The sequence below is a fragment of the Deinococcus sp. NW-56 genome, assembly GCF_002953415.1.
In the GTDB taxonomy this organism is placed as follows: Bacteria; Deinococcota; Deinococci; order Deinococcales; family Deinococcaceae; genus Deinococcus.
On record NZ_CP026516.1, the window covers coordinates 175,322 to 193,061 of the forward strand.

Sequence of the window (17,740 nt, forward strand, 5' to 3'; positions counted from 1 at the left end):
GGGAAAAGAGGGAGGGGGAGGGGGCGGAGGGCCTCAGCCCAGGTCGAGCAGCGTGACGAGGACGCGGGTGCCGTCCTCCAGCGCCCGGCTGGAGAAGAGGCCGGTGGTCTGGACGTGGAGCACCTCGCCCGCCGGGACTTCGTGGTCCTGCCCGTCCACGCTCAGGCGCAGCCGCCCGCGCAGCACGGCGACGACCACGGCCTGTCCGGCGTGGGTGTGGGGCGGCAGGCCCTCGCCCGCCTGGTACTCGAACAGCAGGGCGCGGCCCGCCGGGGCCTTGACGAGCATCCGGGGGGCAACGGGGCGGGGAGCGGGGTCAGTGGACATGGGAAGCCTCCGGTGGGGCCGCGAGGGCGTGGCGTTCGAGGTTGGGATGCATCCGGCGGGCCAGCCCCAGCAGGGCGGCGGCCTCGGCGGGGGGCAGCTCCTCGCCCAGCGTCTGCTCCCACAGGGCCAGCCAGCGGCCAAAGTGCGCCGGGCCGATGCCCAGGCCGGTGTGCGCCGGGCCGGGTTGCCCCCGGTACGCGCTCGGCCCGCCCGTCACCGCCCGCCAGAACCCCTCCAGCCGGGCGATGTGCAGCGGCCAGCCGCCGCGCGGAAAGGGACCGATCCGCGCGAACACCGGGCCGAGCAGGTCGTCGGCGGTGGCCTTCGCGTAAAAGGCCCACAGCACCCGCCGCAACCGTTCCTCGCCCAGCCGGGCGAACAGGCTGCCTTCCGGAGTCAGGGAAAGGGTCATGGTCGGGCCTCCAGGGGCGTCCGGGCGATGTTGACTGGAGAGCGGACGGGGAGAGAAGACGAAGGAAAGAACATCAGGCGATCCATTCCGGATATGCGGGTCCACATATCCATTGACCGCCACAGCCTAGACGCCTATAAAGTGGATGTCAAGGTCCACCACTCACGGACCCAGGAGGCGCCTCTTGTTTTCCCAGACCACCGAATATGCGCTGCGGGCCGTCGTGACCCTCGCGGGGGCGGAGGGCCAGCCGCTGACGACCGCCGAGATCGCCGCCCGGACGAAGGTGCCCCCCGGTTACCTTTCCAAGGTGCTGCAAACGCTGGGGCGGGCCGGGCTGATCACGGCGGCGCGGGGGCTGCGCGGGGGCTACCGCCTCAGCCGTCCGGCGGCGGATATCTGCATGCTGGAGGTGGTCAATGCCGTCGAGCCGTTGGCCCGCATCCGCGAGTGCCCGCTGGGGCGGCCCGACCACACCAGCCTGTGCCCGCTGCACCGCCGCATCGACGAGGCCGTAGCCGCCACCGAGCGCCAGTTGGCGAGCACCACCCTGGAGGAACTGATCGACCCGGTTCCCGGTCACCCAGAAGTACCGCTCTGGCCCGTGCCCGAGCAGCCCACCTCCTGAACGTCAGGAGGGAGTGGGAGTCAGACGACCCCGCAGGGTGTTTACCCGCTGCTGGAAGAGCTGAGGATCGTCCAGGGCGCGGGCGACCGTGTAAGCTCCTTGGACAGCCAGAAACACCTCGTCGGGGTCGCCGTCGGGAAAGACGACCCGCGTCCGGGCCGCGACCGCCTCCCGGTAGTGCTGCACGATCCGGGCGGCGCGGGGAGCGGCAGGGTCGCGCAGCGCCCGCAGCTCCACCGCCAGCGTCCCGAAGGGGCAGCCCTGGTGCGCGGCCGAGTCCGGGTCGGTCAGCAGCCAGTCGAAGTAGGCCGCCAGCCACACCGGGGGCGGCAGGGGCGTGAGGTCGTCCAGCAGGCCGCGCAGCTCGGCCTCGCAGGCGTCCAGCACCGCCAGCAGCAACTCTTCGCGGGTCCGGAAGTAGTAGTACAGGTTGCCCAGCGGCACCCCGGACACGGCGGCCACGTCCTTGAGGGTGCTGCCGCACACCGCCTGGGTCCGGTAGAGGCGCAGCGCCCCCCGCACGATCTGCTCGCGTTTGCTCCCTGTCACGCCTCTGGCCTCCCTCCGGGGTCAAGATGCCATGAAGCGGGGCTGAGATTTGGCCCGGCCTTCACCCCTACCCTGAGTCAGAAAGCCAACTGAATCCTGAGTTGGTTCTCCGGCTCCTCTACCGGTGCCGGAGCGAGGAGAACCATGAAGAACCGGACGATGCTGGCACTGATGATGGGGCTGGGCCTGGGAGCCGCGCAGGCAGGAGGGGCCGAGGGTGTCCGCCAGGAGGGCTTTCTCGACGTGAATGGGGCGCGGATTCACTACGTCAGCGTGGGGCAGGGCACGCCCATGCTGCTGCTGCACGGCTATCCGCTGAGCGGCGAACTCTTCGCCCGCAACCGCGACGCCCTGGCCGCCGCTGGGTACCGCGTGATCACGGTGGACCACCGGGGCTACGGCCAGAGCACCGCCCCCGCTTCCGACCCCGGCAGCCTGACGACCTACGCGGCCGACGCCCTCGCGGTGATGGACCGCCTCGGCGTGCAGCAGGCCATCGTGGGCGGCATGAGCATGGGCGGCCCCATCGCCTTCGAGATGTACAAGGCGGCTCCGCAGCGCTTCCTGGGCCTGGTGCTGATCAACACCATCGCCAACCCGGCCTCCATCGTGGAGCAGCACCTCTGGCGGGGCATGGCGCAAAAGGCGAGCATCTTCGGACCGCAGTCGCTGGTGGGTGAGCTGCTCAAGGACATGCTGACCGGGCAGACGCGCCTGAACCGTCCCGCCGACGCGGCTTTCCTCACGGCCATCGTCAAGCAGGCGACGGGCGCGGCGGACGTAGCAGGGGCGAATGCGCTGGCGACCCGGCCCGACTACGTGCCTTTCCTGAAGACGATCCAGGTGCCCACGCTGGTGCTGGGGAGCGTGGAGGACACGGTGTATCCGCCCGAGTTCAGCCGGAAGATGCAGCAGAACATCGCCGGGTCGAAGCTGGTACTGATTCCGGGCGCCGCCCACGCGGCGATCTTCGAGAAGGCGGACGCGGCCAACCGGGCCATTCTCGACTGGGCGCGGGCGAACAACCTGCGCTGAGCGGGATGCAGAGGGACGCGGGGAGCTTTCGGCCTCCGCGTCCCTCGCCTGTTCACCTGCCAGACTTCCCCCATGCACTCCACCGCCGACGTGCGCGGCATCTGCGCGGCCCTGCCCGGCTCGCGCGAGACGTTCCCCTTTGACGCGACCACCCTGGTCTTCAAGGTCGCGGGCAAGATGTACGCGCTGACCGACCTCACCGCCGATCCGGTCACCCTCTCGCTGAAGGTGCGGCCGGAGGATGGGGAAGCGTTGCGGGCGGCCGACCCGGCGATCACGCCCGGCTCCCACCTCAACAAGCGCCACTGGGTCACGGTGACGCTGGACGGGACGGTGCCGGAGGCGGTGGTGCGTGAACTGCTCGCCGGAAGTCACGCTTTGGTCGTGGCCGGGCTGACGCGGGCGCAGCGGGCGGGGCTGGGGGGATAAACCAGAAGGGAGCCAGGTTCGTCCCGGCTCCCTTCTGGCGTCCTGACCTCAGAACGCCGTGTCCAGTGCCCCCAGCGCCGCCTGGGGGTCCTGAATCCCGGCCTGGGCCATGTCGGGCCGCCCGCCGCCCTTGCCGCCCGCCGCCGCCGCGAGCTTGCCCACGAGCTGCCCCGCGTGCGCTCCGCGCGAGACGGCGTCTTTCGTCGCCTTCACCACGAGGCCCTTGTCGCTGGCGATCACGGCGAGGTCGGCCCCGCTGGTGTCGAGCAGCTTGTCGGCGGCACCGCGCAACTCGTTGCCCTCGATGCCCGCGAGCTTCAGCGCGGCGACCTTGAAGCCGCCCAACTCGCGCACCTGCTGCCCCGCGCCCCCCCCGCCGCCCATCTGGGCTTCCGCGAGCTGGCGACGGACCTGGGCGGTTTCCTGCCCGGCCGCCTTGAGCTGGGCTTGGAGGCCCTGCACGCGGGCTTCCAGGCCCTCCACACCGGTGTTCAGCAGCCCGGCCACCCGCGAGGCCGCCTCCAGCCGGCCGCGCACCCAGGCGGTGGCCGCCTCGCCCGCGAGCGCCTCGATGCGCCGCACGCCCGCCGCCACGTTCTCGTCGGACACGATCACGAAGGCCCCGATGTCCCCGGTCCGGCGCACGTGTGCCCCGCCGCACAGCTCCTTGCTGGTGACCGTCGTGCTGCCAAAAGAGACGCTGCCCTCCACGCTGACCACCCGCACGGTGTCGCCGTATTTCTCCCCGAAGAGGGCGGTCGCCCCTGCCGCCTTCGCCGCCTCGATGGGCATCTCCTGCCACGTCACCGGGAAGTTGGCCGTGACCCAGCGGCTGACGAGCGCCTCTACCTGGCTGACCTCCTCCGCACTGAGAGCCGCCCCGTGCGCGAAGTCGAAGCGCAGGCGGTCAGGGGCGACCAGCGACCCGGCCTGCCGCACCCCTGACCCCAGCACGGCCCGCAGCGCGGCGTGCAGCAGGTGGGTGGCCGTGTGGTGCCGCTCGGTGGCCCGGCGGTGGGGGGAGACGACGCCGCGCACGCGGGTGCCGGGGCGCAGCTCGCCTTCCTCGACCAGCACGTCGTGGAGGAACACGCCCGCCGGGGTCTTGCGGGTGTCGCGCACGCGCCCGGCGCCGCCGTCCCACTCCAGCCGCCCGGTATCGCCCACCTCGCCGCCGCCCTCCGCGTAAAAGGGGCTGCGCGAGAGGACCACCATGCCCTCGCTCCCGGCGGGCAGATGCTCCAGCCGCTCGCCCGCGCCCATCAGCGCAAGCACCTCGCCCTCGGCCTCCAGCTCGTCGTAGCCGACAAACTCGGTGGCGGGCAGGCCGTCGAGCGCCTCCTGGGAGCCGCCGAACAGCTCGGACTTGCCGTACTTGCTCCCCGCACGGGCGAGGTTCTGCGCGTTTTCCAGGCTCTCGGCGTATCCGGCCTCGTCCACCGAAACGCCGTACTCCTCCGCGATCTCCTTGGTCAGGTCTACCGGGAAGCCGTAGGTGTCGTACAGCACGAAGGCGTCTTCACCGCGCAGCGTGCCGCCCTGCCCCAGCCCGGAGAGCAGCCCGCCGAGGCGCTGGATGCCGCCCTCCAGCGTCTTCAAAAACCGCTCCTCCTCGGCGCGGATGGCCGCCTGCACCCGCTCCTGCTCGGCGCGGAGTTCGGGGTAGGCATCGCCCATCTTCTCCACGACGAGGGGCACCAGCGTGTGCAGCGTCGGCTCGCGCAGGCCCAGCAGGTAGGCGTGGCGGGAGGCGCGGCGCAGAATCTTGCGGATGACGTAGCCGCGCCCGGTGTTGCTCAGGGCCACGCCGTCCGCGATCACCATGCTCACCGAGCGGACATGCTCGGCCACCACCCGGTGCGACACGCTCTGCGGCCCCTCGTAGGGCTTGCCGCTCAGCTCGGCCACCCGCGCGATCAGGGGCGCGAACACGTCGTTGGAGTAGAAGTCGTATGCGCCTTGCACGACGGTGGCGATGCGCTCCAGGCCCATCCCGGTGTCGATGTTCTTGAAGGGGAGGTCGGCCAGCACGGGCGTGCCGTCGGGGAGGGGGTCCTGACGGTCGTACTGCGGGAAGACGCAGTTCCAGATTTCCAGGAAGCGGGCGCTCTCGCGGGTCTGCGCGTAGTCGGCCCAGGTGTCGTCGCCGTAGGCGGGACCCCGGTCATAGAAGATCTCCGAGCAGGGGCCGCAGGGACCGTTGGGGCCTTCCCTGGGCGCGTCGGCAGGCCAGAAGTTCTCGTCGGCCCCGAAGCGCAGGATGCGGCCCTCGGGGAGGCCGATCTCCTTCGTCCAGATGCCGAAGGCTTCCTCGTCTTCTTCGTAGATGGTCGCGTGAAGCCGCTCCGGGTCCAGGCCCATCCATTCGGGCGAGGTCAGAAATTCCCAGGCCCAGGTCAGCGTCTCGCGCTTGAAGTAGTCCCCGAAGGAGAAGTTGCCCAGCATCTCCAGCAGCGAGCAGTGCCGCAGGGTGCGGCCCACATTCTCGATGTCGCCCACCCGCAGGCATTTCTGCACGGTGGTCACGCGCCGGTTCTCGCCGTGGCCGGGGAACTTCGCCGGGGCGCCCATGAACTGCGGCTTGAAGGGCTGCATCCCCGCCACCGTGAACAGCGTGGTCGGGTCGGGGGCAATCAGCGAGTGCGAGGGCAGCCGCAGGTGCCCCTTCAGGGCGAAGAATTGCAGGTATTTCTCGCGGATTTCAGCGGTGGTCAGCGGCCCGGTCATGGGGGGAAGTGTAGCGCGGGGGCTGTGGGGCGATTCTGGCGGGGGCACCTGGGAAGGCGGCGGGGTGAGCCACCCAACGAAAGAGGCGGGGCCGCAGCCCCACCCCCAGACCGGAGACGGGCTTAGACGAACTGTCCGCCGTGCCGGGCCGCCGCCGCCTCGACCGCGTCTGCCGGAATGCTCTCCTCGACGGCCACCGCGCGGCCACTTTCGCCCGCGCTGCTGCGGAGGCGCTCGTACTGCTCGTCACTCACGTCGGAGGAGGAGCTGTAGCTCCGGCTCGCCCCGCCCGTCTCGTCCACGCCCGCTGCGCCGCCGATGGCGCCGACCGCCGCGCCCACGCCGCTGCCCAGGGCCGTCATGCCCAAGATCACCGGCAGGGCCAGTCCGCCCGTCGCCACCGTGGCCGCCGTGCCGAGGACACCTGCCGCCGCGCCCACTGCCGCGCCCACGCCCGTGCCCTTGACCGCACCCTCGCCCGCGTCCTCGGGGGTGCCGCCCCCCTGTACATACTGGGTTCCCGTCGTGGTGGTCGTGCCCATCGTGCCGCCCGCCATACGGCGGTTCACGGTGGTCTGGCCCATCTCGGGCTGAATCAGCCCCTGGCTCCGGAGATCGTCGATAAAGGCGTCGGCCTGGGCCTTGCTGGGAAAGAGAAGGTGTCGCATGGGGCGCAGTCTGCGGCGCCTGCCCCGCGCCCGGTATGAGAGGAAGCCCAAGCGCCGCCGCCCAGCGGGTAGGGTCTGCCCCCGGTGCCCGAAGAAAGGGATAACGGCGACCTCGCGCGGGGCCGCCGTCGCCGGGTGCTGGGTTCAGTCCAGGTCCACCGACCACCACGCCTCGCGCCGGGCGGCGAGGCGGGCGCGGGGGTCGCCCAGGGTCTCCATCGCCTCCGTCAGGCCCCGCCAATCGCTCTCGCTCATGGGGTCGAGGGCCAGCGCCCGCTGGTGGAACTGCGCGGCGTCCTTGGGGCGGCCCGCCGAGGCAGCCGCCTGCGCGGCCAGCCCCAGGACGCTGAGCTGCTTGGCCTCCAGCCGGGCACGGGCTTCGTCCACCCAGGGGCTGTCGGCACCGGGCAAAAAGAGGCCGTACAGGTCGGCGAGTTCGCGCAGTTCCTCCAATCCCAGGCTGCCCGACTCGGCCTGTTTGGCAAGCAGCTCGAAGCGGGCCACGTCGTAGTCGGGCTGAAGGTCGGCGGCGAGCGCGTATCGGCGGTTGGCGCTCACGACGGCCTCGCTGCTCAGGCTGCGGCGCAAGCGGTGCAGGGTGGTGTGAAAGAGGCTGCTGGCGCGGGCCTCGTCCTTTTCCGGCCACAGCGCCTCGGCCGCCTCCCAGGAGGTCACCTCGCGGCGTTCGAGCAGGTAGAAGAACAGCTCCAGCGCCTTGCGCGACACCCACGCGACCGCCGTGCCCTGCCACACGACCTGCGCGGTGCCCAGGGCGCGGGCCGACATCCCGCTTTCCTGGGTGCGCGTCAGGCCCACGCGGCGCAGCCGGGCGTCCACGGCGGTGGTCAGGTCCTGCGGGGTAAAGGGCTTGGGCACATAGTCGTCGGCCCCCAGGTTCATGCCCCGGCGCACGTCGCCGCGCTCGGCATGGCTGGAGAGCAGCACGAAGGGCACGGCGCTCAGCTTCTCGTGGCCCCGGACCTGTTCCAGAAACTCCAGACCGGTCATGTAGGGCATCACCACGTCACTGATGACGAGGTCGGGGGTAAAGACCTTCAGGAGATCGAGCGCCTCCACCGGGTGACTGCTCGTGCGGACCTCGTGCCCGGCGCGGGACAGGATCACGCTGACGAGCTTGAGGATGGCGGCGTCGTCATCCACGACCAGGATGCGCGGCATGGGGGGCAGTGTAGCAGCGGCTGGGGCCGGGACACGTACCGGGATTCACACGCCCGCCGCCGGGCTAGGCTGGGGGGCATGACCACGCCTGCGCCCCTGACCCTCCTTCACGTCCGGACCCTCACCCTGAATCCGCAGCAGCCCGAGGCCGGGGCCGTGCTGGTCGGCGGCGGGCGCGTCCTGGCGGTGGGAAGCCGCGAGGAGCTGCGGGCGCTCGCGCCGGGGGCCGAGGTGCAGGACCACCGCGACCTGCTCCTGACGCCGGGGCTCGCGGAGGCGCATGTCCACCTCGTGAGCTACGGCTTCTCGCTGTCTGAACTGGGCCTGCACGGCGCCCGCAGTGTGTCGGAGGTGCAGGCGAAGGTCGCGCAGCGGGCGATGAACACGCCCCCCGGCACCTGGATTCGCGGGGGCGGCTTCCTGCTCTCCGAGCTGGGTCTCGCCGAGTACCCCACCGCCGAGCTGCTGGACGAGGTCAGCCCGCACCATCCCGTCCTGATCTACTCGCGCGACCTGCACCTGAGCTGGGCGAACTCGCTCGCGCTGCGTTTGAGCGGAATCACGGCGGACACCCCCGACCCCGAGGGCGGAAAGATCGTGCGCCCGCTGGGGACGCTGCTGGAACACGCCAGCGGCCTCGTCGCACGGATCCGCCCCACCCCCACCGACGCCGAATACCTCGCGGCGGCGAAGGCGGGCGCCGACGATCTGGCCGCGCGAGGCTACGTCAGCGCCCACACGATGGCCTTCGAGCCGGTGGAGGCGCCGAGAGCCGTGCAACTCCTCGCCCAGCGGGGTGAGTTGCCGCTGCGGGTGTGGGCCACCCTGCCGCACGACCGGCTGGAGCACGCCCGCGACCTGGGGCTGCGCCTCACGCCCGGCGGCCTCTTCCAGTGGGGTGGGGTCAAGTTCTTCGCGGACGGGGCGCTGGGCAGCCGCACCGCGTGGCTGCACGCGCCCGGCTTCGCGGACGGGTCGGGCACCGGGATTCCCCTCGACCCCCCCGAGCTGATCCGCGAGCGCGGCGAGGAGGCGCTGCGGCTGGGCCTCACGCCCGTGACCCACGCGATCGGGGACCGGGCGAACACCGAGGTACTGGGCGTATACGACGCCCTGCGCCCCCTCGCCGACGGGGTGGGCGTGCGGCTGCGGATTGAGCACGCGCAGCACCTCCGCCCAGGGGACATCGCCCGCTTCCGGGGCCTGACCGCCAGCGTGCAGCCCATCCACCTCCAGGCCGACGGTCCGATGATCCGGGAGCTGTTGCCGCACCTGCTGGAGACGAGCTACCCTTTCCGGTCCCTGCAGCAGGCCGGGGCCATCCTCGCCTTCGGGTCCGACGCCCCGGTCGCGCCGCCCGAGTACCGCGCCAACTTCGCCGCCGCGCTCACCCGCCGCGACGACGCGGGCGAGGCGATCGCCCCCGCCGAGGCCCTGACCGAGGGGGAGGTGCTGTGGGCGCACACGCGCGGCCCCGCTCTCGCCGCCGGGTGGGACGACGAGGGGATCATCCGGCCGGGAGCGCGGGCGGCCTTCACCCTGTGGGACCGGCTGGGCGGGCAGGCGCGGGCGCTGGTGCTGTAGGAGCCGACCTTACAGCCCGGTCGTGCCGCCGGGTCCTGGCAGATTCGGCCCGACGTGCCCCGCCTCGCGCCGGGTGTCGTCCAGCGCGTCCATCGTGCGGTTCAGCCTCGCCTGACGCACCGCGAGCACGGCCATGGTGCCGAGAAACAGCCCGAGCGAGATCAGACCCGTCATGGTGCTCCCAAGACTGAGGGAGACAGGTCAGCTCCCTGTCTCCCCCTGCGGTGCCCGGCCGGGCGCTCCGTTTACGCCTCGACTTCTTCCGGCAGTTCCGCGTTGGTGTACACGTTTTGCACGTCGTCGAGGTCTTCGAGGGCGTCCACCAGGGCCATCAGCTTGCGGGCGTCGCCCTCGTCGACGGCCACCGTGTTGCTGGGAATCATGGTGATCTGGCCGCTCTCGGGCTTGAAGCCCGCCGCCGCGAGCGCGTCCTGCACGCTGTAGAGGTCGTTCGGCGCCGTGCTGATCTCCAGGCCGTCCTCGGACTCCTGAAAGTCCTCGGCGCCGTGCTCGATGACGGCTTCCTGCGCGGCCTCCGACGCGTCGGGGAGCAGCAGGACGCCTTTTTTCTCGAACTGCCACGCGACCGAGCCGCTGGTGCCGAGGCTGCCGCCGCGCTTGTTGAACACGGCGCGGATGTCGGCCACCGTGCGGTTCACGTTGTCGGTCAGGGCCTCGATAAAGATGGCGGTGCCGCCGGGGCCGTAGCCCTCGTAGGTGACTTCCTTGTACTCGGCCGCCCCCTCGGCCGCGCCCGCCGCCCGCTTGATCGCGTTCTCGATGTTGTCGGCGGGCACCGTGTCGGCCTTGGCCGCCGCGATGGCGTTTTTCAGGCTGAGATTGGCCGCGGGGTCACCGCTGCCGCCCGAACGGACGGCCGCCTGAATGGCGCGGATGTGCTTGGAGTACATCGCGCTGCGCTTCTTGTCGTTGGCACCCTTTTTGCGCTTGATCTGTGCCCATTTGCTGTGTCCGGCCATGTTCCGTGTCTCCTTCAGGAAAGACGCGCTCACCCGGGGAGAGCGGGGGCGCGTGGTGGCGAGCATTCTAACGCGGCGGCCGCGCGGCCCGTCGGAAGCCCGTCACACCCGCAGGTCGTCTTCTTCCGTCAGGAAGTCCACCGCGCCCGAGCCGATCTCGTAAAAGGCGCCGATCACCCGCACCTGCCCGCTCGCCTCGGCCTCGCGGATCACGGGCTGCTCGCGCAGGGCGGCGGCCTGATGGCGGACGTTGTTCAGCACGGCCTCGCGCATCCGGGCCTTTTTGTCGCGGATGGGCGGGAGGCCCTGCACGCTGGGCTGAATGCGGGCGATCAGGCGGCGCAGGTGCTCGGGCTCGTGGGCGAGATCGTCATCGGGCAGCAGCGCGGCGGCCACGGCCCCGCACCCCTCGTGGCCCATCACCACGATCAGCCGCACGTCGAGGTGCCGGATCGCGTACTCCAGCGTGCCCAGTTCCGAGTCGCCCACCACGTTGCCCGCCACCCGCGCCACGAACAGGTCCCCGAGCCCCTGATCGAAGACGATCTCGACGGGCACCCGGCTGTCGCTGCACGCGAGCACCGCCGCGAAGGGCGTCTGGCCCATGATCTGGGCGCGGCGCTGGTTGGCGTCCGCCTCGGGGCGGGTGGCCTGACCGGAGAAGAAGCGGGCGTTGCCGTCCTTGAGGGCCTCGATGGCGGCTTCCGGCGAGGTCATGCGGCCCTGGCGCAGCGCCGCGATGTCCTTCATGCTGGCCCCGCGCCGCACCGCGTCCAGGATGCGCCGTTCGAGATCGGAGACGGGAGCCGGGGTCCGGGCGTCGGGAACGGAAGTGCTCACCCAGTCATCCTAGACCCGCAGGCCCAGGATGACCGGAGGCGGTGACCGTTCCTGCCTGGGAAACGCGTCTCTCAAGCAGGAACGGCTACTGCCCCTGTCCGGCCGTGTATCCCGGCTGGCCGTCGAAGGTATAGAGGTGCTCGGTCTTCACGAAATCCAGCCCGGCCTCCGACACGCGGGCCAGCAGCGCGAGCACGTCGGCGGGCGTGGCGGGCCGCTCGCCGCGCCACAGGAAGCGGCAGCGCCAGTGGTCCGAGCAGATCGTCTCGGGCAGGCCCTGCGGCCAGACCTTGACCCCCAGGTTGGAGATCATGTCGAGGGTCCAGTCGGTGCCCTCTGCTCCCTGAAGCCGCGCCCCCAGCACATCCGGCCGCCTCTGCGCGTCCCACCACTCCAGAAAGACGTCGGTGCCCACCAGCACCTTCTCGGCACGGGGCCGGGGCGTGAGGCTCACCTGAATCTGGGAGGCTGCCTCGCCCTGCACGGCGGGGAGGCGCTCCGGCATCTGGCCCAGACGCTCGATCACGGCGTCCGCGAAGGCCTGGGTGCCCACCCGCCGGGACGTGTGCTCGCCCGCGATGTCCCCGGTGTGGATGCCGTCTTCCAGGGTCCGCAGCCAGGCGTTCTGCACCCGCGTGGCCACGTCGCCCTGCCCGATGTGCGTCAGCATCAGCGCCGCCGCGTGCAGCAGGCCGCTGGGGTTGGCCCGGTCCTGCCCGGCGATGTCGGGGGCACTGCCGTGAACCGCCTCGAACAGGGCGACGGTCTGCCCGATATTCGCGCTGCCCCCCAGGCCCACCGACCCCGCGACCTCCGAGGCGATGTCCGAGAGGATGTCCCCGTAGAGGTTCAGGGTCACGATCACGTCGAAGCGCTCGGGCTGGGCGCCCAGTCGCGCCGCGCCGATGTCCACGATCAGGTGGTCGGCCGTGATCTCCGGATATTCCCGCGCCACCTCGCCGAAGACCCGGTGAAACAGGCCGTCGGTGAGCTTCATGATGTTGTCCTTGCTCATCGCCGTGACCTTGCGCCGCCCGTGGGCGCGGGCGTACTCGAAGGCGTAACGCACCACCCGCTCGCAGCCCTCGCGGGTGACCAGTTTGAGGCACTGGTAGACCTCGTCGGTCTGGCGGTGCTCGATGCCCGCGTACAGGGCTTCCTCGTTCTCGCGCACGATCACGAGGTCCATGCCGGGGTGGTGCGTGGCGACGAAGGGCGCGTAGGCCCGCGCCGGGCGCACGTTGGCGTACAGGCCCAGCGCCTTGCGCAGGGTCACGTTCACGCTCTTGTACCCGCCGCCCTGCGGGGTGGTGATCGGCCCCTTGAGCAGCACGCCCGTGCGCCGCAGGTCCTCCCAGGCCTCCGGCGCGACTCCCGACGACACGCCGCGCAGGTAGACCTCCTGCCCCACCTCCACCGGGCGCGGCTCGATGCGGGCGCCCGCGGCTTCCAGCACCCGCAGGGTGGCCGCCATGATTTCCGGGCCGATTCCGTCGCCGGGCGCGACCGCGATGGGCGTGAGGGTGGGGGGGGTGGGCGCCTGCGGGGCAGGGTGGACATCGGTGCTGTTCATGGCCTCTCCTTGGAACGCCCGGCACCGGGGCCGGGAACGCGACCACTATAGCGAAAAAGATGTCGCGTCTCCGGTGTCGTGATTTGAACCGCGTTCAAGCAGGCGGTACGGTGGGACGGCTGCGTCCGCGCATCCCTCCTCCCATGACCGAGCCTGCCCCCGACCGTCCCTGGACCTTCCTGACCAACCACACGCACGTCCTGCTGTGTCTGGTGCGCGAGCCGGGCGGCACCCTGCGGCAGGTCGCGGAGCGGGTCGGCATTACCGAGCGGGCGGTGCAGCGGATCATCCGCGATCTGGAACAGGCCGGGGTGATCACGCGCACCCGCGAGGGTCGCCGCAACCGCTATGCGGTGAACCCCGGTTTTCATCTGCGGCACCCGCTGGAGGCCCACCGCACCGTGGGCGAACTGCTGACCCTGCTGGAGGGGGAGGAGGCGGGGGCCTGACCGGGAGGCCGGGGTCATGCTCTAGGCTGACCCCATGACGGCGCCGCTCGATCCCACCGAGGCCCTGACGCTTGGCGAGCTGCTGGAGCGCTACGCCACCCTGCGCGACACCCTGCTGGGGCTGGAGGCCGAGCGCGACGAGCTGGCCGCCCGCATCAAGGCGGCGCTGGCCTCGGGGGAGCGGGCTGAAACCGACCTCTACCGCGCCGAACTCAAGGTGTCGCGCCGGGTCGAGTACCCGCTCGACCGCTTCCGCGACGTGTTCGGGGACGCGGCGGCGCTGGAGGCGGCCACCATCGACCGCAAACGGGCCGAGGCGCTCGCCAAAGCGGGCGACCTCAACCCCGAGCGGCTGCGTGACCTCGCCGTGGTCCGGGAAACGCAGGCGCTGGTGCTGGTGCCCAAGACGCGCTGAGGCTCATGGACGACGCCTTTCCCGTGGAGGTCGAACCCACCGTGCGGGCCTACGCGGGGAGCCTGGGCGCTGCCGGGCGGCGGTGGCTGGACTCGCTGGCGGGCGCGGTGGAGCGGCAATGCCGGGACTGGGAGCTTCAGAGGGGCGAGGCCCTGACGGGGGGCAGCCGTTCTTACGTGTGCCGGGTCACCCGCGCGGACGGTGGGCGGGCCGTGCTCAAGCTGGCCCTGCCGGAACCCGCGCTCACTGCGCAGATGTCCACCCTCCTGGCGGCCCAGGGACAGGGCTACGTGCGGGTGCTGAGGCATGACCCCGGCCGGGGAGCCCTGCTGATGGAGGCCCTCGGGCCGTCGGCGGAGAAGGACCATGACCTTCCCGCCGTGCTGGCCCTGACCGCCGAGACGCTGAAGCGGGCCTGGCAGGTGCCCCCCGAACGCTGCGCCCTGCCGGGCGAGGCCGAACACAAGGCGGCCAGCCTCCTGGCCCTCGTGCGCGACCTCGCCGGGGAGAACCGGGAGATTCAGGCGGTGGTGGAGCAGGCTCTGCGCTACGCCCACGAGCGGTGGGAGGCCCGCGACCCGGCCCGGCAGATCATCGTCCACGGCGACCCCCATGTCGGGAATCTGCTGCGGGTAGAGGGCACCCGTATCGGCGCCGAGACGGGTTACGTGTTCGTCGACCCCGAGGGATTTCTCTGCGAGCCCGAATACGACCTCGGGGTGGCGCTGCGAGGCTGGAACTCGCATCTGCTGGCCTCGGACGATCCGCAAGCAGAAGTGCGCGGTTGGTGCGATCAGATGGCCCAGGCGACGGGCACCGACCCCGAGGCCATCTGGCAGTGGACGTACCTGGAGCGGGTTTCCACTGGACTGTATGTCGGCCATCACGGGTTGCCGAAGCCCGGCGCCCTCTATCTGGAGGTGGCGTTCAGGCTACTGGCGTGACCGGATGGCTCTGGCCCGTCCAGCAGCACCTCGACGACGACCACATCGCGCCACTCGCCGCCTTGCCGGGCGTGGCGCAGGTGCACGCCGACCTCGCGGAAGCCGCAGCGGGCGTGCAGTCGGCGGCTGGCGGCGTTCTCGGTCAGGATGCGGCTGGTGAGCTTGTGGAGCCCGGCTTCATGGGCCGCCCCCAGCAAAGCCCGCAGCGCCGCCTCGCCGTGGCCTTGTCCCCGCGCCTCCCGCGCCGTGTAAACTCCGTGGTCCCCGATGGTCGCGTAGGCGGGCCGGGTGCTGTAGGGACTGCTCCACGCAAAGGCCACGACCTCTCCCGCCCCGTTCAGCGCGACGACGGCAGGCTGCGTGCCGGACAGCCGTTCCCGAATCTCGTTCTCGTGCCGCTCCCGCGTCTCGAAGGTCGCCCCCCGGTCCTGAATGCCCTGGTTGTAGATGCGCGTGACGGCGGGCGCGTCGGCCGGGGTGGCCGCTCGTGTCTGGGACATGGCCAATGCTGCCACATCCTCCACGGCACAAAAAAAGCATTGCCGGGAAGCAACGGCACCCGAGAATCATCCCTTATGGCTGCTGCCTTCCGGCCCTGACCAGGTTCGAGCGTTCCCGCTGCGCTGCACCAGCAATGCGCCGCAGAGCATAGCACAGGCCCGCCGCAGGCGACCAGACCAAAAAAAGTGCCGGAGTACGGCGACTCCGGCGACTCGTGGTGCTCGGGATGGGACTTGAACCCACACAGGAAACCTACACGCCCCTCAAACGTGCGCGTCTACCAATTCCGCCACCCGAGCAGGGTGAAGGGCAGAAGCAATGCTACGGGGCCACCGTGACCTTGTCAAGCGCGGCGGGTGTGCTAAGCTCGGCGCTGCCGCCGCGAGTGGTGGGGCCGGGCTGGGCCTTGGTCGCCTGCCGTTTGCCCCGGCTGCTGCGTGCGGGACTTCATAACAAGAGAGGTACACAGTGATCGACAAACAGCAGACCATCCAGACCTACGCCAAGAGCGCGAACGACACCGGGAGCACCGCTGTGCAGGTGGCCCTCCTCACCGAGCGCATCAACAACCTGTCCCGGCACCTGACCGAGAACAAAAAGGACAAGCACGGCCAGCGCGGCCTGCAACTCCTCAACGGCCAGCGCCGCCGCCTCCTGAAGTACCTGGAGCGCACCAGCTACGACGAGTACATTGCCCTGACCGACCAGCTCGGCATCCGCCGCGGCCAGCGCATCGTTCGCTAAACGCCCTTGATTGCCCGCTCCTGGCGCAAGCTGGGGGCGCTTTTTTATGGGCGCTGGACCCAGTCGCCGCCGGGCACGGGCGCCGCGCCGGGAAGGGCGAGTCGCGCAGTCCTGGCGTACACGTAGGTCCAGACCTCCTCCGCCTCGCCCGGCGCAAGTACCACGGTTACCCGCTGCCGGTGGTACAGGGGCGGCGTCTCGCCCACCCCTTCGAGCGCGTCGAGCAGGGGAAGGACCCGTGCCCAGACCTCCGGCGCGTAGGTCAGCACCTCGCCCCGGACGCGCTCGCCGGGCTCCCCCGGCACGAGGGCGGGGTAGTTCTCGGGCGAGAGGTGCAGCAGCCGGAAGCCGGACAGGGTCGCCGCCTGCGCCTGGGGCGGGCCGAAGCGTGCGGCCAGCGCCGCATTGCGCCCGCCGGGCCGCAGGGTGCCGTACACGAAGACGCGGGGAGGAGACTCGGGACTCATCCGGCCAGCCTACGCCGGGCGGTCACACGGACGGCTCACAAGGAAAGTGCGGGCACACATCCCACCGGCCGGGGGGGTCACACTGCATCATGAACGCCAACCGGACCGCCGCGCCGCGCGGCCTGATCCTCCTGGCCGCCCTGCTGGTCGCGGCCGACACTGTCTACGCCCAACCCGCCGCCCCCGCTGCCGTCCCGGCGGCTCCCGCCACGCCGACCCGCGCGGCCCCCGCGCCCCTCACGGCGGCCGAGACCGCGTCGCTGCGGGCGCTCTACGAGAAGCTGCGCCCCGCCACCCTGCGGATCGAGGACTGCCCGCCCAACGACTGCACCGAGCCCAACGGGGTGGGCACCGCCTTTCACATCGGGGACGGCTACGCGCTGACCGCCTACCACGTCGTGTCGGAGGGCCGCAACCTCAGCGCGGTGACGCTGGGCAAGGGGCGCTACACCCTGGAAGTCGTGGGCTTCGACGAGAACTCGGACACGGCCCTGCTGAAGGTGAACCTGCCCGCCCAGATTCCGTCCATGCCGCTGGCGACCGCGCGTCCGGCGGTGGGGGCGCCCACGCTCGCCATCGGCAACGGCAACGGCACCTTCCTGACCCTCAAGACCGGGCGCGTCACCGGGCTGGACGTGGCGTCGGATCAGGCCGACTTCCCCTCGGGGGTGCTCGAACTCAATACCCGGTTGCAGCCCGGCGACAGCGGCGGTCCGATCATCAACGCGCAGGGCGAGGTGGTCGGCGTCATCAGCTACATCAGCGTGGCGCGGCGGGGCGGCATCACGTCCTACGCGGTGCCCGTCACCCGCACGGATGCCCGGCTGGCCGAGCTGCGGCGGGGGGTCAAGCGCGAATACCCGGTGATCGGGGTGGGGCTGGACTCGTGGCTGGACTTCCTGACCAATCTGCCCGCCGACCGCTTTGCCGAAGCCGACGAGCTGCTGGGTCTGGGACTGGGCACCACCCCTGGCGCCTTCTTTACCCGTGTGTCGCCCGGCAGTCCCGCCGCCCAGGCCGGACTCCGCGCCCTCGACTACGACGAGGACGGCAAGCGCATCGCGGGCGACATCGTGACCGCCGTGAACGGGCAGCGGGTCAACAACTTCTCCGACTTCCAGTTCGCGGTGCGGCGCTACCAGCCCGGCGACACCATCACCCTGCGCGTGTTGCGCGACGGCAAGACGCTCGACCTGCGCCTGACGCTGGTGCCGCGCACCGCTGTGCGCAACTGAACTCAGGCCGGGAGAGGGGCGGGGCTGCCTGCGGGTGGCCCGCCCCCATTTCAT

General features: G+C 71.2%; 21 protein-coding genes, 1 tRNA gene and 1 other RNA gene. 9 read left to right on the plus strand and 14 right to left on the minus strand.

The window, feature by feature from the left end:
* Positions 1 to 33 precede the first annotated feature (33 nt).
* Both C3K08_RS00965 and C3K08_RS00970 read right to left on the minus strand, forming a co-directional pair.
* Positions 34 to 327: a cupin domain-containing protein gene (locus C3K08_RS00965; protein ID WP_104989640.1), complete on the minus strand. Its 294-nt coding sequence runs from the start codon at positions 325 to 327 to the stop codon at positions 34 to 36.
* A complete protein-coding gene (locus C3K08_RS00970) occupies positions 317 to 739 on the minus strand; it encodes a group III truncated hemoglobin (RefSeq protein ID WP_104989641.1) in 423 nt (140 codons plus the stop codon). Before C3K08_RS00970 ends, C3K08_RS00965 begins: the two co-directional genes overlap by 11 nt.
* Before the next feature lie 184 nt (positions 740 to 923).
* Between C3K08_RS00970 and C3K08_RS00975 the strand changes: the two genes are divergently transcribed.
* Complete coding sequence (locus C3K08_RS00975; protein WP_199776958.1) at positions 924 to 1,367, plus strand: Rrf2 family transcriptional regulator; 444 nt, start codon at positions 924 to 926, stop codon at positions 1,365 to 1,367.
* A 3-nt stretch (positions 1,368 to 1,370) separates the two neighbouring features.
* On the opposite strand, the gene C3K08_RS00980 is transcribed toward C3K08_RS00975, so the two are convergent.
* Positions 1,371 to 1,916: a TetR/AcrR family transcriptional regulator gene (locus C3K08_RS00980; RefSeq protein ID WP_104989643.1), complete on the minus strand. Its 546-nt coding sequence runs from the start codon at positions 1,914 to 1,916 to the stop codon at positions 1,371 to 1,373.
* 144 nt (positions 1,917 to 2,060) lie between these two features.
* Between C3K08_RS00980 and C3K08_RS00985 the strand changes: the two genes are divergently transcribed.
* Both C3K08_RS00985 and C3K08_RS00990 read left to right on the plus strand, forming a co-directional pair.
* Positions 2,061 to 2,951, plus strand: coding sequence for an alpha/beta fold hydrolase (locus C3K08_RS00985; RefSeq protein WP_104989644.1), 891 nt, complete (start codon positions 2,061 to 2,063; stop codon positions 2,949 to 2,951).
* Positions 2,952 to 3,023: 72 nt separating this feature from the next.
* Entirely contained in the window at positions 3,024 to 3,380 is a 357-nt protein-coding gene (locus tag C3K08_RS00990) for an MmcQ/YjbR family DNA-binding protein (protein ID WP_104989645.1), read from the plus strand.
* Positions 3,381 to 3,428: 48 nt separating this feature from the next.
* Here the strand turns inward: C3K08_RS00990 and alaS are convergent, their stop codons facing one another.
* The 3 genes from alaS to C3K08_RS01005 all read right to left on the minus strand — a co-directional run bounded on the left by alaS (position 3,429) and on the right by C3K08_RS01005 (position 7,954).
* Positions 3,429 to 6,107 (minus strand): alanine--tRNA ligase, encoded by a 2,679-nt coding sequence (alaS, locus tag C3K08_RS00995; RefSeq protein WP_104989646.1) that lies wholly within the window; start codon positions 6,105 to 6,107, stop codon positions 3,429 to 3,431.
* Positions 6,108 to 6,229: 122 nt separating this feature from the next.
* The gene (locus C3K08_RS01000) at positions 6,230 to 6,775 is read right to left on the minus strand and encodes a hypothetical protein (protein WP_104989647.1); all 546 of its coding nucleotides are present in this window, start codon (positions 6,773 to 6,775) and stop codon (positions 6,230 to 6,232) included.
* A gap of 144 nt (positions 6,776 to 6,919) precedes the next feature.
* Complete coding sequence (locus C3K08_RS01005) at positions 6,920 to 7,954, minus strand: response regulator (RefSeq protein ID WP_104989648.1); 1,035 nt, start codon at positions 7,952 to 7,954, stop codon at positions 6,920 to 6,922.
* 78 nt (positions 7,955 to 8,032) lie between these two features.
* Between C3K08_RS01005 and C3K08_RS01010 the strand changes: the two genes are divergently transcribed.
* Positions 8,033 to 9,538, plus strand: coding sequence for an amidohydrolase (locus C3K08_RS01010; protein WP_104989649.1), 1,506 nt, complete (start codon positions 8,033 to 8,035; stop codon positions 9,536 to 9,538).
* A gap of 9 nt (positions 9,539 to 9,547) precedes the next feature.
* Here the strand turns inward: C3K08_RS01010 and C3K08_RS18210 are convergent, their stop codons facing one another.
* The 4 genes from C3K08_RS18210 to C3K08_RS01025 all read right to left on the minus strand — a co-directional run bounded on the left by C3K08_RS18210 (position 9,548) and on the right by C3K08_RS01025 (position 12,931).
* Positions 9,548 to 9,712, minus strand: a complete 165-nt coding sequence (locus C3K08_RS18210) for a hypothetical protein (protein WP_199776959.1) — start codon at positions 9,710 to 9,712, stop codon at positions 9,548 to 9,550.
* A gap of 71 nt (positions 9,713 to 9,783) precedes the next feature.
* The gene (locus C3K08_RS01015) at positions 9,784 to 10,518 is read right to left on the minus strand and encodes a YebC/PmpR family DNA-binding transcriptional regulator (RefSeq protein WP_104991841.1); all 735 of its coding nucleotides are present in this window, start codon (positions 10,516 to 10,518) and stop codon (positions 9,784 to 9,786) included.
* A 102-nt stretch (positions 10,519 to 10,620) separates the two neighbouring features.
* The gene (locus tag C3K08_RS01020; RefSeq protein ID WP_104991842.1) at positions 10,621 to 11,268 is read right to left on the minus strand and encodes a carbonic anhydrase; all 648 of its coding nucleotides are present in this window, start codon (positions 11,266 to 11,268) and stop codon (positions 10,621 to 10,623) included.
* A gap of 175 nt (positions 11,269 to 11,443) precedes the next feature.
* Positions 11,444 to 12,931 carry an NADP-dependent isocitrate dehydrogenase gene (locus C3K08_RS01025; RefSeq protein ID WP_104989650.1) on the minus strand — a complete coding sequence of 496 codons (1,488 nt, stop codon included), beginning with the start codon at positions 12,929 to 12,931 and terminating at the stop codon, positions 11,444 to 11,446.
* A gap of 143 nt (positions 12,932 to 13,074) precedes the next feature.
* On the opposite strand from C3K08_RS01025, the gene C3K08_RS01030 reads away from it, so the two are divergent.
* Genes C3K08_RS01030 through C3K08_RS01040 form a run of 3 tightly spaced genes read left to right on the plus strand, consistent with a single transcriptional unit; the run spans position 13,075 to position 14,739 of the window.
* Complete coding sequence (locus C3K08_RS01030) at positions 13,075 to 13,380, plus strand: winged helix-turn-helix domain-containing protein (protein WP_234009107.1); 306 nt, start codon at positions 13,075 to 13,077, stop codon at positions 13,378 to 13,380.
* A 34-nt stretch (positions 13,381 to 13,414) separates the two neighbouring features.
* Positions 13,415 to 13,795 carry a hypothetical protein gene (locus C3K08_RS01035; RefSeq protein ID WP_104989652.1) on the plus strand — a complete coding sequence of 127 codons (381 nt, stop codon included), beginning with the start codon at positions 13,415 to 13,417 and terminating at the stop codon, positions 13,793 to 13,795.
* A gap of 5 nt (positions 13,796 to 13,800) precedes the next feature.
* Entirely contained in the window at positions 13,801 to 14,739 is a 939-nt protein-coding gene (locus C3K08_RS01040; protein WP_104989653.1) for an aminoglycoside phosphotransferase family protein, read from the plus strand.
* On the opposite strand, the gene C3K08_RS01045 is transcribed toward C3K08_RS01040, so the two are convergent.
* The 3 genes from C3K08_RS01045 to C3K08_RS01055 form a co-directional block, all read right to left on the minus strand.
* A complete protein-coding gene (locus tag C3K08_RS01045) occupies positions 14,706 to 15,239 on the minus strand; it encodes an arsinothricin resistance N-acetyltransferase ArsN1 family A (protein ID WP_104989654.1) in 534 nt (177 codons plus the stop codon). The two genes, C3K08_RS01040 and C3K08_RS01045, sit on opposite strands and share 34 nt — an antisense overlap.
* A gap of 36 nt (positions 15,240 to 15,275) precedes the next feature.
* Positions 15,276 to 15,374: signal recognition particle sRNA small type (ffs, locus tag C3K08_RS01050), an RNA gene on the minus strand.
* 81 nt (positions 15,375 to 15,455) lie between these two features.
* Positions 15,456 to 15,539: transfer RNA gene (locus tag C3K08_RS01055), tRNA-Leu, on the minus strand.
* Positions 15,540 to 15,708: 169 nt separating this feature from the next.
* Between C3K08_RS01055 and rpsO the strand changes: the two genes are divergently transcribed.
* On the plus strand, positions 15,709 to 15,984 hold the full coding sequence (gene rpsO / locus C3K08_RS01060) for a 30S ribosomal protein S15 (RefSeq protein ID WP_104989655.1): 276 nt from the start codon (positions 15,709 to 15,711) through the stop codon (positions 15,982 to 15,984).
* 44 nt (positions 15,985 to 16,028) lie between these two features.
* Here the strand turns inward: rpsO and C3K08_RS01065 are convergent, their stop codons facing one another.
* Positions 16,029 to 16,451, minus strand: a complete 423-nt coding sequence (locus C3K08_RS01065) for a gamma-glutamylcyclotransferase family protein (protein WP_104989656.1) — start codon at positions 16,449 to 16,451, stop codon at positions 16,029 to 16,031.
* Positions 16,452 to 16,540: 89 nt separating this feature from the next.
* Here C3K08_RS01065 and C3K08_RS01070 point away from each other — a divergent pair, with 89 nt between their 5' ends.
* Positions 16,541 to 17,686: a S1C family serine protease gene (locus tag C3K08_RS01070; protein WP_104989657.1), complete on the plus strand. Its 1,146-nt coding sequence runs from the start codon at positions 16,541 to 16,543 to the stop codon at positions 17,684 to 17,686.
* Positions 17,687 to 17,740: the final 54 nt, after the last annotated feature.

Coding starts and splice junctions, on each gene's coding strand:
- C3K08_RS00990 (WP_104989645.1), top strand. CDS start 3,024: ATGCACTCCACCGCCGACGTGCGCGGCATCTGCGCGGCCCTGCCCGGC.
- C3K08_RS01005 (WP_104989648.1), bottom strand. CDS start 7,954: ATGCCGCGCATCCTGGTCGTGGATGACGACGCCGCCATCCTCAAGCTC.
- C3K08_RS01020 (WP_104991842.1), bottom strand. CDS start 11,268: ATGAAGGACATCGCGGCGCTGCGCCAGGGCCGCATGACCTCGCCGGAA.
- alaS (WP_104989646.1), bottom strand. CDS start 6,107: ATGACCGGGCCGCTGACCACCGCTGAAATCCGCGAGAAATACCTGCAA.
- C3K08_RS01010 (WP_104989649.1), top strand. CDS start 8,033: ATGACCACGCCTGCGCCCCTGACCCTCCTTCACGTCCGGACCCTCACC.
- C3K08_RS01030 (WP_234009107.1), top strand. CDS start 13,075: ATGACCGAGCCTGCCCCCGACCGTCCCTGGACCTTCCTGACCAACCAC.
- C3K08_RS01000 (WP_104989647.1), bottom strand. CDS start 6,775: ATGCGACACCTTCTCTTTCCCAGCAAGGCCCAGGCCGACGCCTTTATC.
- C3K08_RS01035 (WP_104989652.1), top strand. CDS start 13,415: ATGACGGCGCCGCTCGATCCCACCGAGGCCCTGACGCTTGGCGAGCTG.
- C3K08_RS01045 (WP_104989654.1), bottom strand. CDS start 15,239: ATGTCCCAGACACGAGCGGCCACCCCGGCCGACGCGCCCGCCGTCACG.
- C3K08_RS01015 (WP_104991841.1), bottom strand. CDS start 10,518: ATGGCCGGACACAGCAAATGGGCACAGATCAAGCGCAAAAAGGGTGCC.
- C3K08_RS00965 (WP_104989640.1), bottom strand. CDS start 327: ATGTCCACTGACCCCGCTCCCCGCCCCGTTGCCCCCCGGATGCTCGTC.
- C3K08_RS01070 (WP_104989657.1), top strand. CDS start 16,541: ATGAACGCCAACCGGACCGCCGCGCCGCGCGGCCTGATCCTCCTGGCC.
- C3K08_RS00985 (WP_104989644.1), top strand. CDS start 2,061: ATGAAGAACCGGACGATGCTGGCACTGATGATGGGGCTGGGCCTGGGA.
- C3K08_RS01025 (WP_104989650.1), bottom strand. CDS start 12,931: ATGAACAGCACCGATGTCCACCCTGCCCCGCAGGCGCCCACCCCCCCC.
- C3K08_RS01040 (WP_104989653.1), top strand. CDS start 13,801: ATGGACGACGCCTTTCCCGTGGAGGTCGAACCCACCGTGCGGGCCTAC.
- C3K08_RS00970 (WP_104989641.1), bottom strand. CDS start 739: ATGACCCTTTCCCTGACTCCGGAAGGCAGCCTGTTCGCCCGGCTGGGC.
- C3K08_RS01065 (WP_104989656.1), bottom strand. CDS start 16,451: ATGAGTCCCGAGTCTCCTCCCCGCGTCTTCGTGTACGGCACCCTGCGG.
- C3K08_RS18210 (WP_199776959.1), bottom strand. CDS start 9,712: ATGACGGGTCTGATCTCGCTCGGGCTGTTTCTCGGCACCATGGCCGTG.